At 42.6% G+C, this 15,305-nt stretch carries 11 protein-coding genes; 6 read left to right on the forward strand and 5 right to left on the reverse strand.

The window, feature by feature from the left end; translation table 11 throughout:
• Positions 1-80: 80 nt before the first annotated feature.
• Positions 81-2,135 carry an oligopeptidase A gene (gene prlC / locus L2737_RS18700; protein ID WP_248956740.1) on the reverse strand — a complete coding sequence of 685 codons (2,055 nt, stop codon included), beginning with the start codon at positions 2,133-2,135 and terminating at the stop codon, positions 81-83.
• Positions 2,136-2,457: 322 nt separating this feature from the next.
• Here prlC and L2737_RS18705 point away from each other — a divergent pair, with 322 nt between their 5' ends.
• The 3 genes from L2737_RS18705 to gorA all read left to right on the forward strand — a co-directional run bounded on the left by L2737_RS18705 (position 2,458) and on the right by gorA (position 5,444).
• Positions 2,458-3,183, forward strand: a complete 726-nt coding sequence (locus L2737_RS18705; protein ID WP_248956741.1) for a hypothetical protein — start codon at positions 2,458-2,460, stop codon at positions 3,181-3,183.
• Between the two features lie 121 nt (positions 3,184-3,304).
• Positions 3,305-3,817 carry a hypothetical protein gene (locus L2737_RS18710; RefSeq protein ID WP_102526992.1) on the forward strand — a complete coding sequence of 171 codons (513 nt, stop codon included), beginning with the start codon at positions 3,305-3,307 and terminating at the stop codon, positions 3,815-3,817.
• A 271-nt stretch (positions 3,818-4,088) separates the two neighbouring features.
• Entirely contained in the window at positions 4,089-5,444 is a 1,356-nt protein-coding gene (gorA, locus tag L2737_RS18715) for a glutathione-disulfide reductase (protein WP_248956742.1), read from the forward strand.
• A gap of 122 nt (positions 5,445-5,566) precedes the next feature.
• Here the strand turns inward: gorA and L2737_RS18720 are convergent, their stop codons facing one another.
• The gene (locus L2737_RS18720; RefSeq protein ID WP_229370560.1) at positions 5,567-7,519 is read right to left on the reverse strand and encodes a BCCT family transporter; all 1,953 of its coding nucleotides are present in this window, start codon (positions 7,517-7,519) and stop codon (positions 5,567-5,569) included.
• A 568-nt stretch (positions 7,520-8,087) separates the two neighbouring features.
• Between L2737_RS18720 and L2737_RS18725 the strand changes: the two genes are divergently transcribed.
• Positions 8,088-8,864, forward strand: a complete 777-nt coding sequence (locus L2737_RS18725; protein ID WP_248956743.1) for a hypothetical protein — start codon at positions 8,088-8,090, stop codon at positions 8,862-8,864.
• A 24-nt stretch (positions 8,865-8,888) separates the two neighbouring features.
• Entirely contained in the window at positions 8,889-9,527 is a 639-nt protein-coding gene (locus L2737_RS18730) for a type 1 glutamine amidotransferase (RefSeq protein WP_248956744.1), read from the forward strand.
• Positions 9,528-9,585: 58 nt separating this feature from the next.
• Here the strand turns inward: L2737_RS18730 and L2737_RS18735 are convergent, their stop codons facing one another.
• Positions 9,586-11,109, reverse strand: a complete 1,524-nt coding sequence (locus L2737_RS18735; protein WP_102526998.1) for a DUF3612 domain-containing protein — start codon at positions 11,107-11,109, stop codon at positions 9,586-9,588.
• 198 nt (positions 11,110-11,307) lie between these two features.
• On the opposite strand from L2737_RS18735, the gene L2737_RS18740 reads away from it, so the two are divergent.
• Complete coding sequence (locus tag L2737_RS18740; RefSeq protein WP_102526999.1) at positions 11,308-11,826, forward strand: aldolase/citrate lyase/malate synthase family protein; 519 nt, start codon at positions 11,308-11,310, stop codon at positions 11,824-11,826.
• A 153-nt stretch (positions 11,827-11,979) separates the two neighbouring features.
• Here the strand turns inward: L2737_RS18740 and ccoG are convergent, their stop codons facing one another.
• Both ccoG and L2737_RS18750 read right to left on the reverse strand, forming a co-directional pair.
• Positions 11,980-13,485 carry a cytochrome c oxidase accessory protein CcoG gene (ccoG, locus tag L2737_RS18745; RefSeq protein WP_248956745.1) on the reverse strand — a complete coding sequence of 502 codons (1,506 nt, stop codon included), beginning with the start codon at positions 13,483-13,485 and terminating at the stop codon, positions 11,980-11,982.
• Between the two features lie 190 nt (positions 13,486-13,675).
• Positions 13,676-15,118: a sigma-54 interaction domain-containing protein gene (locus tag L2737_RS18750; protein WP_229370554.1), complete on the reverse strand. Its 1,443-nt coding sequence runs from the start codon at positions 15,116-15,118 to the stop codon at positions 13,676-13,678.
• Between the last annotated feature and the right edge of the window lie 187 nt (positions 15,119-15,305).

The following is a 15,305-nucleotide window of genomic DNA, read 5'->3' on the forward strand; positions in this document are numbered from 1 at the left end:
GCACCCTAGGGCGCCTCTTCATTTTTAGCATTTCTTAATACGTATAAATGGCTTACACGTAAAATAAGAGTAAATGCAACTTAGGCATTGATCCCAGAGTGACGCAATAATGCATCTGTATTAGGCTCACGACCCATAAAGCGCACAAATAAAGTCATTGGTTCTTCACTGCCGCCCATTTCTAGGATGTTATTCAAGAAGCTTTTACCCGTTTCAGGATTAAAAATACCTTCATCCTCAAAACGAGAAAATGCATCAGCTGACAGCACTTCAGCCCACTTGTAACTGTAATAGCCTGCGGCATATCCACCAGCAAAAATGTGTGCAAAACCATGTTGAAAACGATTGAACTCAGGAGGTACATTCACCGCAACCTGGCTACGTACTTCATCCAAAATGCCTTGAATATCAGCGCCCTTTTCAGCATCAAACTCATGATGCATTCTGAAATCAAACAGTGAGAATTCAAGCTGGCGCAACATCATCATGCCTGACTGGAAGTTCTTTGCTGCTAGCATCTTATCTAACAAGGCTTTTGGTAACTGTTCGCCTGTTTCAAAGTGACCAGAAATTTCAGCCAGTGCCTCTTCTTGCCAACACCAGTTTTCCATAAACTGACTTGGTAGCTCAACGGCATCCCAAGGTACGCCGTTAATGCCAGCAACACCGCCGACTTCAATTTGCGTCAACATATGGTGAATACCATGACCAAATTCATGGAATAAAGTGGTGACTTCATCATGGGTAAACAACGCGGGTTTACCATCGACTGGACCATTAAAGTTACACGTTAAGTAAGCAACGGGTTTTTGAAGACCAGAACTTGTTACACGACGGCCTCGACAATCATCCATCCATGCGCCGCCACGTTTACCGCTGCGGGCGTACAAATCTAAATAGAAGCTACCACGGTGAACCTTGTCAGCATCATAAATCTGGAAGAAGCGTACATCGTTATGCCAAGTATCCACGTCTTTTTGTTCTTCAATGCTCAAGCCGAATAAGCGTGACACGGTATAAAACAAACCTGATAAGACTTTGTCTTCAGGAAAATATGGACGCAGTAATTCTTGAGAAACTTCATATTTGTGCTGCTGTAATTTTTCAGCATAAAAACTTAAATCCCATGAAGCCATTTCAGTGACATCAAAGTGCTCTTTAGCAAAGGCTTTCAGTTCAGCGAGTTCTGCCTTTCCTTGCTCTTTTGAACGTAATGCTAATTCATTTAAGAATGATAAAACTTGGCTTGGGTCGTTGGCCATTTTAGTTGCCAAAGACTTATCTGCGTAGCTATCGAACCCAAGCAATTGCGCAAGCTCATGGCGTAAAGCCAAAATCTCATCCATATTGGCACTGTTATCAAACTCACCCGCATTCGGGCCTTGGTCTGATGCGCGAGTAACGAAAGCACGGTAGCACTCTTCACGCAACTCACGGTTTTCGCTGTAAGTCATTACCGGTAAATAGGAAGGGAAATCCAGCGTGAATAACCAACCTTGCTGCTGTTTATCCTCAGCCATTGCCTTTGCTGCAGCAATTGCTGAATCAGGTAATCCAGCCAATGCAGCCTCATCAGTGATCAATTTAGACCATGCTTCTGTCGCATCTAATAGTTGGTTTGAAAAGCTGCTAGTTAATTCCGATAAGCGTTTTACAATCTCACCATAGCGTACTTTTTGCTCATCATTCAAACCAATGCCTGACAATTCAAAGTCACGTAAGCTTTGAGTTAATAAGGTTTTTTGCGGGGTCGTCAGTTTTTCAAAATCTGCAGATTCTTGAATCGACTTATAGGCTTGGTATAAGCCTTCATGTTGGCCAACGAACGTGCCGTACTCAGACAATAATGGTAAACAAGCATCGTGTGCTTCGCGCCATTCATCTGTACTTGTCACTGAATTCATATGTGAAACTGGAGACCAAATTTTACTTAAGCGGTCATCGACTTCTTCAAGTGGCTCAATCAAGTTTTCCCAAGTGTATTGGTTAGTACTTGCCAATACTTGTTCAATTTTACTACGACAATCGGCAATCGCTTGCTCAACAGCTGGCTGAATATGCTCTGCTTTAATGGCTGAAAACTGCGGCAGTTCGCTTTGTTTAAGCAAAGGATTATCTAGCAATGGGTTGCTCATAGGTGATTCCTCGGGAAATAGGGTAATAATTGCCTGTTACACATTAATAAGGGCTCAAGTGATTGAATTCAAGTCTAGCTCTTTATTGAAGTAAGAATTAGCCCTCTGTTTAAATGGCATTGATTGGCATAAACATGGCTAATTTTTCTTCTACCTGAAAATAACCTTAAAAAATGTGATGTATCATCCATATTCATTTACTCATAATTTACATATCAATTATTGACAAACTGATCGCAAATCTAACTCATTATCATTTTTAGCCCGTTAAGTTGATGTATTCTTGACTCATCTACCGACACTATTGAGAAACGTTACTGATATGAAAGTAAACATAACCCCTTTGTTCTTATCAATAATGACGATTACCGCTCTTTGTTCTTCCCATGCTAAAGCAGAAGATCTTGAGTTTGCTTTTAATGCGGGCTGGGATTCTAAGTATGTGTCAGAAGGTAGAAATAATTTAGACAGTGGTGGCATATATCAAGCTGGAGCGGCGGTGACGTCTGGTGATTTAACCACTTATGCCACTATGGTCAGGGGTGACTCTGAACATTACATCGAATGGAATTTTGGTCTTGAGTACGCTTTACACCTACATGAAGATATTGAGACTGTAATAGGTTACCAACGTTTAGAGTTTTATGGTGATGAACGCAGCTCAGACAATGAAGTCTTTGCCGTCATAGCCTACACCGGTGTCGACTGGTTGATCCCATCAGTTGCGTATACCTATGCAACAGAAGCTGGAGGATATTTTGTCGAGGTCAGCTTACATAGCCCTTGGCAATTGACAGAGCAGTTCACAGTAACCCCATATATTACTCAGGGCTTTGATTTTCAATATGCGACTGAAGAACACAATGGTGCCAACCATTTCCAAATGGGCGTTGAAGCAAGTTATGAACTCTCAAGCAATATCGCCGTCAGTGCTCACTTTAGTCACTCCATTGCTATGGACGATATCAAAGAACAAGCAAAAGTTGAGGGCATTAGCGGTAGTTTAGATGAAAGTTACGCTGGCATTCATTTAACTTGGCGCTTTTAACTTCCATCACCCTCTCCCTCAAACTGGCATTAATACGCATCGCCTTCTAAGCTCACTGACCTAAGCCTGTTTGTTTTTACATTGCAAACAAGGCGCAAACTCACCAAGCAAAGGAATGCTTATGACATATTCAAAAGGATACTTGTGCCTCATTATCTGTGCTTTTTTCAGCTCAGCCACTCAAGCCAGTGACTTATCAACACTCACTAAAGCTAAAACGCAAACAGGAACGCAAACCAAAACAAGTTCAACGCCCCCAAAGCCAATCCCCATGGGCATGGTGCTCGACCATCAAGGCCAACCGATCTCACTGCCACCAGAACAAGGCTCGCTAAACTTTTCATCCACAGATATGCTTCGAGATGAATCCATTGCCCCTTATAATAAGCCCCAAATAACAGGTAAACCTGAGCCAACAAAACTGAGCGCCAGCTCAGGAAAAACTGCCAACGACCCGAGTTGCCGCTGGCTTGGCAACCGCATAAAGCAGTTATCGAATCAACTCAAACACCATGATCAAGCGGCATACCTGCAAACTGAATTGTCACATCGTGAGACAGAATGGCAATGCATGGATTGTGAAGGCGAAGGTCCTTCACAAGGGCAACAAGCTGAATGTCAGTACCGCCGCTAATGATCAACTCATCATTTAACACAGAGCTTTGCAGTCTTACTCACTGCAAAGTCATGATTGTTTGTATCTGTATTGTGACTCTGTCTTAAACTGAGTGTCAGTAATTCGCTGCAATAAATTCCCCGACTTTACGGTCTTTGAAACTAGCTTGTGATTGCATTCCACCCTACAATGGCTGCAATTAAATCATTCAAACTCAAATAAACACTTATTAAAGTCAGGCTGTAATTAATTGATAGCTTGGCAGAAGTAATAAATAGAGAGGGTTAACATGGCTCAACATTTTGACTATATCTGCCTAGGTGCAGGTAGTGGTGGTATCGCTTCTGGTAATCGCGCGGCTATGCGTGGCGCAAAAGTATTGGTTATTGAAGCTAAGCACGTTGGCGGCACTTGCGTAAACGTGGGCTGTGTACCGAAAAAAGTCATGTGGTATGGCGCTCATGTAGCCGAAGCAATGCATTTATTTGCTAAAGATTATGGTTTTGACGTCACCGTTAATAACTTTAACTGGAATACCTTAGTCGATAACCGTGAAGCTTATATCAGCCGCATCCATGATGCGTACGGCCGTGGCTTTGCAAGTAACAACGTCACCCTACTGAACGGTTACGGTAAATTCGTCAATAGCAATACTATTGAAGTCGATGGCGAGCATTACACTGCCGATCATATTCTTATTGCCACAGGCGGCGCGCCAACGATCCCAAATATTCCAGGCGCAGAGTACGGTATCGACTCTGACGGTTTCTTCGCGCTACGCGAACAACCTAAACGTGTCGCTGTAGTTGGTGCAGGTTACATTGCTGTAGAGCTTGCTGGTGTATTGCATGCCCTAGGCAGCGAAACGCATTTGTTAGTCCGTAAGCATGCTCCACTTCGTAATTTTGACCCAATTTTAACTGACACTTTAGTTGAAGCCATGGAAATCAATGGCCCAACGCTGCACACTCACAGCATTCCAAAAGCGGTAGTGAAAAATGCAGACGACAGCTTAACCTTAGAGCTTGAAAACGGTGAAAGTCTCACTGTCGATACGCTGATTTGGGCAATTGGTCGCTCACCTTCAACGGGTAATATCGGCCTAGAAAACACCGACGTTAAGCTTAACGCTAAAGGTTATGTTGTCACTGATGAGCAGCAAAATACCACAGCAAAAGGCATTTACTGTGTTGGCGACATTATGGAAGGCGGCGTAGAGCTGACCCCTGTTGCGGTTAAAGCTGGGCGTCTTCTGTCTGAGCGTTTATTTGGCAATATGCCAAACGCTAAAATGGATTACAGTGTCATTCCAACTGTCGTATTCAGTCACCCACCAATTGGCACTATGGGCTTAACTGAACCAGAAGCGGCTGAACAGTTCGGCGAAGATAACATTAAAGTGTACACATCTGGATTCACCTCTATGTACACCGCAATTACCGCTCATCGTGAAGCGTGTAAAATGAAATTAATCTGTGCTGGCGAAGATGAAGTGGTTGTCGGTATTCATGGTATTGGTTTTGGCATGGATGAAATCCTCCAAGGCTTTGGTGTTGCGATGAAGATGGGTGCAACAAAAGCTGACTTTGATGCTGTTGTCGCGATTCACCCGACCGGCGCTGAAGAATTTGTTACCATGCGATAAAGATTGAGATAAATATTGAGATAATGAGTGCGATAGCACTTCAACCTCATTCTTCATCTTGAATAAAAAAAGCCGCTTAATAGCGGCTTTTTTGTGGCTTAATTTCAGCAAATTAATCCTAATTAGCTTTGCGAGTTTAGTCTTGCTTGAATCGCAAGTTTTACTTCTTCTTGCTCAAGTAACAGCTCCTGTTCTTCCTTTTCTCTCATCAAAACATCAAAGGCGACACGAGCCTGCTGTGCAAGTTCAGATGCTGCAAGTTTTGCCTCTTTTGCTTTTAAAGCATCTACATTAAGCTGCTGCAAGTTAGCAATAATATCATCTGGTGCATCTCCTAAATCGACACTAGATTCACCGCGAGATAATGCCTCTTTTCGTAATTGTTTTTTCAACATCCAAATGGCTTCATTAGCTTCACGCTCTGAGTTGGCCGCTTCAATAGCATTGTCCCGTAAGAGTTCAAAACGAGCCAAAGCTTGGCCTTCTTTGCTCCATGGATCAACATCAGGCAGATCAGAAATATTAATCACAGGGTCAACATAGTCATCTTGATGACTCAAATCTAACGAAGCTGCTTTAACACCAGAAATCATCAGCATGACTGCAATCACTAGCAAGGGTAAACCACCAACAATCGCAGCAGTTTGTAATGTGGCTAAACCGCCCATAAACATCAATGCCGATGGCATGAGGGATAACGTAAAAGCCCAGAAAAGGCGGTTCCAGCGTAGAGGATCGTCGGTTACGTTGGTTTGCACCACAGACGCCAAAATATAGGAAATAGAGTCAAATGTAGTGGCAGTGAAAATGATACACAGTAGAGTAAACACCGTTATAACCAGCGTACTAAAAGGCAATTGCTCTAAAATAGCAAAAATTGCTCGGGTAGCCCCGTCAGTATTGAGGATTGACACCACATCCAATTGACCAGATAACTGCAATGATAAACCATAGTTACCCAGAATAATGAAGTACATTGAGCAACCAAGCGAACCAAAGAACACCGCACCAGAAATCATCTGTTTAATGGTTCTTCCACGAGAAATTCGCGCAACAAACAACCCCATACTAGGTGCAAAAACCAACCACCAAGCCCAGTAAAAAATAGTCCAATCCTGTGGGAAGTGAGTATTTTCAAATGTCCCTAGGCCGCCAAAAGGCTCTGCCCACGTGGCCATCACAAAGAAGTTTGATAGCATTCGACCAATGGAGTCTAAGCCAGTTTCTAGCATGAAAATGGTTGGACCACACACCAGCACAAATAGTAATAACCCTAATGCACCCCAGAAATTAATATTACTAAGAATTTTAATCCCTTTATCCATGCCCATATAAGCTGAATAGGCAAAAATAGCAGTACACAGCATCAACACACCAATTTGGCTACCTGTCGTAGTAGGGATGCCAAATAAGTAACTGATACCTTCATTGATCAATGGCGCAGCTAAACCAAGTGTCGTTGCCGCACCTCCTAACAGACCAAAGATAAACAGAATATCGATAAACTTTCCCACTTTACCAAAACTGTGGGCTTCGCCAATCACTGGCATTAACGCAGCAGAGACTTTCAACACCGGCTGTTTGCGAACATAGAAAAAGTAGGCAATTGGGATTGCTGGGATCATATAGATACACCAGGCAATCGGTCCCCAATGAAATAGACCATAGGTGGCGGCCCAACGAATAGCTTCTTCGCTACCTGGCTCTAATTGAAAAGGTGGGTTTTGATAGTAATAAGCCCATTCAATGGTGCCCCAAAATAAAATACTTGCACCAATGCCGCCGCAAAAAAGCATTGCAGCCCAAGAGGCTAAACCAAATTCTGGCGATTCATCTGGATCGCCTAGTTTAATCTGACCAATATCAGAAAAAACGATATAGATCATAAAGAAAAATGCCGCTAACCCCAGAGCAAGGTAAGCAAAGCCTAACTTATCTGTCATGAAGGTTTTAGCCACTGCAATCCATTGTGCTCCCTCTACAGGGAATATCATCAAGGGGATCACAACTGAAAAAAGTAATATTAACGCACCAAAAAAGGTCGGTTTATCGATAAGCTCGAAGTGTTTGTTCATTTTCATTGTCCGAAACAATTAAAAACTCATTTGAGAGAGTCCACACCACACGTGCTTCCCCATGCTGCGAGACAGCCAGGTAGGTTTACTTTTTGAAGAGTTGGAATACTGTGCGTGAACCGTTGTTAAAACGCCAGGTTGTCTAATGCTTATGACATTAACGGCAATACAGGCACGCTAAAATAATGTTAATTTAGTAAACTGTCGACAAAATTTTGTTACAAACTTATCCGAGATGTGAGCGAGTTCAAACAGCGAACATTTTTTATTGAAGCCAAAAGTAACCCTGCTTAAGCAGTATGAAGTGAACCACGCCTATCGAGCAAAAATGTCCCCCCCTCTCAATCTTCTAACCTGATATCAACTCATCTAACAATTCAAAGCGCTCTCGAGATTTATGACAAGTTATCTACTTATTTCTACATCTACGAATTGTTATTAGTTTGTAGTAAAATGGTATTTGAGGACGACCTCAATTTACTTATACCTTCCACATAAGGGATGTATGCCAGTAGATATTCATCCGGGGACGGCCCCATCTGATTTATTTTCCAGATAGGAGCCGACAATGTACAACCTCAGATTTATCGCAGTATGTTTTATCATCATCAGCCAGTTTATTTCTCCCACCTCCCATGCAAATGACAGCCATTTTGGTTTGCACGGCATGACCTTATTCGGTGGCGATGATGGCTTGTTTGCATCGCATTTGCCCATGTATCATCAACCTCATAATGTACAAATGGTCATGCAATTTCACTTTAGTGATGCCGCAACCGACAAAGCGGTCAAACAGCAGCTAGCGCAACAATCAACGCAGTCTGAACAACTTTGGACGATTGTCCCTAAGCCCTTTGACTTAATGCGCTTACATCCCAACAGCGATAGCCCTCTCACCCATTTACAAATAGAGGTTGTAGAGGGACATTTTGAGCGAGGTGGAACATCACGCTTCTCATCGCAGAAGATTATTATTGATAAAGTGATCATCTTTACTGAGCTCAGTATGCAACCCGCCCAAGAGAAGACCAACATTGCTCAATACTTAATGGTTGCAGCCTCTAACCAAAGCCAGAATCAGTTTTTAATTAAATTACTTAAAAACAGGCCTGAAGTCGACCACCTTTTACGGGTATTAAACCCTGACCGACCAATGACTTCTCAAGTGAATTCTGCGCTTACTGAGCAACTTACAACTGAAAAACAAGCTGGGCCATTCACGGCTCCGACAACCCTAGAATTATCAAATTCATTGCACGCATCAAAGGTTGAATTAGCTGAGCACTTATCAATGTCGCCTGAACAGCTGATTGAGATTTACCTTGAAACAGGTGAATTGCAGTAGTGGAATGACGATTAGGGAAAACATATGTCAAATTTAACCATAGCAATAATCCAACATCACCCAGCCGAGGGTGCTGGGAGAATTGCTGATTGGGCCAGCATTGAGGGGCACACTTTGGTGCACTTCATGGCGCCGAATAACTGCTTACCTAGATTAGATGAAATAGATGGATTAATCATATTAGGTGGGCCAATGGATGTGGTCGATAGTCCCTGTTGGATGCAAGCAGAGCTGGCACTTATCAACCAAGCTGTTCAGCGTAACATGCCTATTTTAGGAATTTGTTTAGGGGCCCAGTTATTAGCTTCAACATTGGGCGCAAGCTTAAGCCCGTTGAAAAAGCCAGAATTAGGCTGGCAGCGAGTGCTTTTTGATAATAACCAATTGCTGCAGGTGCCTCAATGGCATTATCAAGGGTTTAATTTCACAGATGCTGTAGTAACAATTACGGCAAGCTCTTCCCTTTGGCCTCAGCAAATGTTCCATCATCAGCGGCAAGTGGGTGTGCAATTTCACCCTGAGTGGGATACAGCACAAATCGTGCAGCTACAACTCGCTTTTGGCGATGACTGTCCATTTAATAACAATGATGGGCAAATGTTATCAGCCCAACTACAGCTCGATACTTGGCTTAATAATTTGCTTAATCGTATGTTTACTTAACTGGTAAGCCCTATGCTCTGCATAGGGCTTATTCACATAACACAGCAAACAAAGGGCTTTATTCACACTGCGCTTTGCCACTGGCATAGCAGCTTGGCTGACGTGGACACACTGCACCACGTGAACAAATCACCCTAGCATCATTTTCGATACCACGTTCAATCCAATTAATATTGAGTATTTTAGCCACACTAGTGAGATCCGCCTTAATGGCTTTTGGAATCGCCACTAAGCCACCATTTTCAACACAGGCTTGCTTTAAATCTTCGGTAATTTTAACCGCATCTTTTCCTTGTGCTTCAATGGCAGGATTCAGATCAATCCCAGCACACAACACATGTGGGTTACCTGCGGAATCATCTACTTTTATCGATTCACAACAATAAATTCGCGGTTCATTACCCACATTCAAAATCGATATTTGCGCTGATGTGCCTGTTGAAGGCTCATTGATTTTTCTAAACACAGCCCAGTGATGACAAGGGTCTTCAACAATGCGCATATTACCCCAAGGCAGTGGAATACCATTACCACGATAAACGGCCTTAAGCTTTCCTGGCGCATAAGCATCAAAGTAATGCCAATGCGGATAAGGCGAAACCACCGTCATCCGTCTCATCGCCACAGAAGCCGAAACTTGCAATTGTTTATGGATATCAATCTCGTAACCGTGGCGGTCAAGTAGCTGTCTAAATGGCACCTTAGGGCACAACAATGCTCCTGCAAAAAAGCTAGATTCAAAATCACGCCAAGCGTGCAAAATATCTTGCGCATTTAGGGTATTTGATTGCATGGTGGCATCGTCATCAGCCTCAATACGTCGCCCTGAAGTCATGACACTTTTTAAGCCATCTTTATTGTGTAAAACACAATGACCAATATGCACTGCTAGGTCATATTTCAATCTTGGCGCATTAGATTTTAGGGCTTTATTAATAAAAATTGTCGCTGGCGGTTCAAAAAATGATGTCGTCAGCCGCGCAGAACTCGCCCCCGTTTCATCCAAGACTTCAGTAGGAATTTCATCAATCCACTTAATTTTTAGCCCCATACTTTTAGCTGTACTGAGCATTTCATCGGCGCTTAATGGCATTTGTTTCTTGCCGATATCTTCTGCGGCGCGTTCAAGATCAGGGAAGTGATTCTGATGATGCTCTTGATGAGCACGAATAAGTAACTGCGCAAATTGCCTTCCTGATGTGCCGGTTTGTGACAACATTTCAGGGATCGCAATCTGTAGAATATCATTTGAAAATAAGAAGCTGGGCTCAAGTGGCATGCCACTTATACCGCCACGGCGACCTTTTTCTGGCGTAATGGATTGCTCTTCAGGCATGTCATCTAAGAACCATTCCACCTCTTTTTGAAACACTGTCGCAATCACAGCCAACATCCCAGCACTGGGCACACGCTTACCTCGCTCGATCATCGACAGATACGATACCGAAGGCGCAGAACTGGAATCGACACGAATACACCTGGCCGATAAATCTTCCATCGTCAGGTGATTTCGTTTACGTAGATTTCGAATCTTGGTGCCAAGAAAATGTGACTTTCTCATTAAGCTTTGATCATTACGCATTTTGTAAAATTCACAGTGTAAAATTTTTATTGTGAAATTGTAGTGAAAAATACTCTAGACTACAAATTAAGCAATCGGGAAACAGTTTTTAAGATTTGCTTACTGAACTTACAACATGAATCAGAAATAAATAGAAGTAACACTGAGCTGAGTTAAACAACCAGTCAGTGTAATGACCCAAGCGAAGAGGATAAGGTTATGACTATGACAACAATGCACACCAACACAGCCGCTCACAACCTTAACAACTTCATTGAAGAACAATTTGTGGCGACCAGTACTAACGCAGATAAAATTAACAATGCGAAAGTATTTTTAGATGACAATTTTCCACTTACAGAAGGCTCACATGCCGATGTCAGTAGCTATGTTATTTACTACACGCATCTTTTAGCGTTTATGAAAGATGGTAGCCAATGTGGATTACAAAATCCTTGTCAATTTGTTGCGCTAACCGGTCATAAAAGTGATCCAACTTCTATCGTACTAAAAAACAACGATACCCATGTTGAAGTAAGTTTTGATCGAAATGGCGAACTAGGTGCAAACGACCCTGCACACATTGAAGATATACAAGTTGCATTGCCAATTAAAAACCTACCTACGCCTTATAAGCAATGGGTAAGCATGCTGCATTCTCGCTGTTTACCGACAGAAGGAAATTGCAAAGTATTTACCGCTAAAGACGGTACTGATTACGCAATGCATCAGCGCTAGTTGGCGTTAGTATTGCTTTAAACCCATTGCAGCTTTGTAATAATTATTAGTCTGTAATGAAAGCCAACCGAATCGGTTGGCTTTTTAGTTTTTGACATAAGCTTGGGTCAATGGCGCGATAAATAGACTAGCCAAAGGTTTCAAGTCGCCCGTCTAAGGCCTAAAAAATCGCGATTCTTGAGACACTTGATTTAACGGTTTTTGAGAGTCAATTTCAGCCGCTGAATTCACTTCAGTGATCAAGAAGGTGAGTTCATCACGTGCATTACCTGCTGTCATGCCAAGATTATCTCTCATTACATTGGTGACCGTTAAAGGATATTCCAACTGTTCAGCCGCCTTAATCAATACCAAGGTTTCGGTTTCAATCTCAAATTCATAAGCAGACACGTTGTCATAAGCAATACTGATATTATAAAAAGCCGCTTGCTGAGTTTTATTACGTATTTTCAGTAAATAACTATTCTCTATCACTTCATTATCCGGCTGACTATTGATCACGCGATATAGACTTTGGCGATCACGAATTACATTTAATTGAATATCAGTGCGACTATTCAAATCCATCACAATAAGCACCAACATCACTAATAGCGCACTCGCATAGCCCAGCGCTTTGACTGACCAGATAGACGGTTTCTGGCCTTTTTCAAGGGCATTTTCGCTGGTAAAGCTAATAAGGTTTGGCTGATACCCAAACTTTTCCATCGTTTGATTACATGCATCAACGCAGGCACCACAATTAATGCACTCATATTGCAGTCCATTACGGATATCAATACCTGTTGGGCAAACATCTACACATAAATGACAATCAACGCAGTCACCTAAACCTTCAAGTTTAACGACTTTGTCGATGTCTGTTCCTCTTTTATTGCGCTTACGAGGACCACGATTTTCACCTCGAGCCGCGTCATAACTGACCGTTTTAGTGTTCGAGTCGAACATCACCGCCTGAAATCGTGAATAAGGGCAGCAATGCAAGCACATCATCTCTCGCATCCAACCCGCATTTAAGTAAGTACAGAGTGCAAAAAACCACACCCAGACTCCGGTCCAAAAACCGCTGCTAAAAGTGAAAATATCAATATACAAGTCGCGTGCAGGCATGAAGTACCCCATAAAACCACAACCTGTCACTAATGCAATGAATGCCCAAGCAGTATGCTTTGACAACCTTTTGCCCACTTTAGATGCAGATAACGGCGCATTATCTAATGCAGTACGGTGATGATGATTACCTTCAATTTTCGCTTCAACCCACATAAACATAGCTGTCCAGGCAGTTTGCGGACATAAAAAACCGCACCAAACTCGGCCCCAATACACAGTGACAAAAAACAGCGCGAATGCCGCGGCCATGAACACCCAGGCCAACACAGTGAAATCTTGCGGCCACAAGGTAATATTGAAAAAGAAAAACTGCTGCTCAGTCACATCAAGCAAAATGGCCTGACGCCCGTTGAAATTGAGGAAAGGGATAATGAAAAATATGGCTATTAGCAAAGTATTAGTGTGCTGACGGATCTTTTGAAACACGCCTTGCTGTTCTCGCACATGAATTTTGCCTGAAGCGCTAACATTAACAACGGGAATGCGCTGGGTGGAAGAAGTGGGTAACCGACTTGATACTGGCTCTGACGATACTGGATCTGACATTGTGTGGTTCCTAGTTTTCTCTTATTAGCTGTACGCTAAATAGCAAAACCTGCGCCAATCACAATAAAAACATAACCACCTGATTTTAATCACTATAAATAACATCTGCTACTTAATAAGTCACGACATATCACCAATTGGCGATATACCGTGACTCAATCGAACTTATCTTTCTGTTTAACCAAATCATCTAGCGGCTAATGGATAACTTCTTCATTCTCGAACGTAAGGTACTTGGTGGCATATCAAGCACCGCAGCTGCGCCATGAGCCCCAGAAATTCGCCATTGAGTAGCCTCTAGCGTTTTGACAATATGTGCAGCTTCAGCTTGCGCCATAGTGAGGGACTGATTAGTCGATAAGTCAGTTTGTTGAGCAGAGTTAAGCGATAAGCTCTTAAAATCCAGCATTTGAGTTTGCGTCAGAATGATTTCGCGCTCAATTAGATTTTGCAGTTCACGTACATTGCCAGGCCAAGCATATTGCTGAAGTTTCTTTAAACCCTGGGCACTCACTTTGGTGATTTTCTTGCCTAATTTCTGACTTAAAGAAGCGACTAAGTCGCTGACTAATGCAGGTAAATCTTCACGACGTTGTCGTAAGGGCGGCACGATAATAGGAAACACATTGAGTCGATAGTACAAATCCATTCTAAACAAGCCTTGCTCTACTCGTGCTTGTAAATCGTGATGAGTTGCGGCGATTAGTCGAATGTTGACCTTAATCGTTTCGCTACTGCCGACTCGCTCAAAGGCCTGTTCTTGAATTACTCGCAATAGCTTTGATTGGGCTTCAAGGCTTAATTCGGCAATTTCATCGAGAAATAAGGTGCCATTATGGGCCAACTCAAATCGACCTTTGCGTCTGCTAACTGCACCAGTAAAAGCGCCTTTTTCATGACCAAACAGTTCACTTTCTAATATTGATGCAGAAAAGGCCGCACAGTTCACGCTTACTAAAGGATGATCTTTGCGGTGACTTAATTGATGAAGGCTTCGCGCCACCAGCTCTTTACCTGTGCCATTCTCGCCGCAAATCAACACGGTACTGTCGGTATTAGCCACTAGGTTGATTTGCTGAGTTAAATGGCTAATTGCTTGGCTGTTACCAGATAACCCCATCGCACCTTGCTTTCCTTGAAGCTCAGTAAGTAAATATTGATTTTCAGAGGCGAGTCGCTCCGACAGTGCCTGCACCTGTGCTAATGCCTCGCGCAGGGAGTCTTCGGTATGTTTTTGTATACTGACATCTCGAAATATCGCGATGACTCCAATCAATACACCGTTATCATAAACAGGGGTTGAACTATAATAAACGGGGAAGCTAGTGCCATCTTTACGCCAAAAAACATCCTCCGATACCTGACGAGCAACACCATCGTGCAAGGTTCGGTAAATGGGGCAATCATGCTGAGGATAAGGGCTACCATCAGCGTGACTATGGTGATGACAGTCATGAATATTTCTGCCAATTAATTCAGCACTTTCCCAACCTGTCATTTGTTCTGCTGCTGGGTTAATAAATACGGCATTACCATTGAGATCAAAACCGTAAACACCTTCGGTTATCGCATTTAGCAATAAAGTGTTCTCAGGCAAAAAGTGGGGTGTAGCTAAGTTTGCTGACGTTGTCATCTCTAATACCATCTGTAAAACTCATCATTAGTGCGGTTATTATAATCAAGTCACGATATTTCGCGATTAAAATATCACTCAAGCGCCGCAACACGACAAAAGTTATTCTAGCTGATGGTTTTTCATCTTCTGTTATCGTTCAATGTCTTTCGAATTGCTACAATAGACCATCAATTTTTTGAGTGAC

Origin of the sequence: Shewanella electrodiphila, from assembly GCF_023283985.1 — a bacterium.
GTDB lineage: Bacteria > Pseudomonadota > Gammaproteobacteria > Enterobacterales > Shewanellaceae > Shewanella > Shewanella electrodiphila.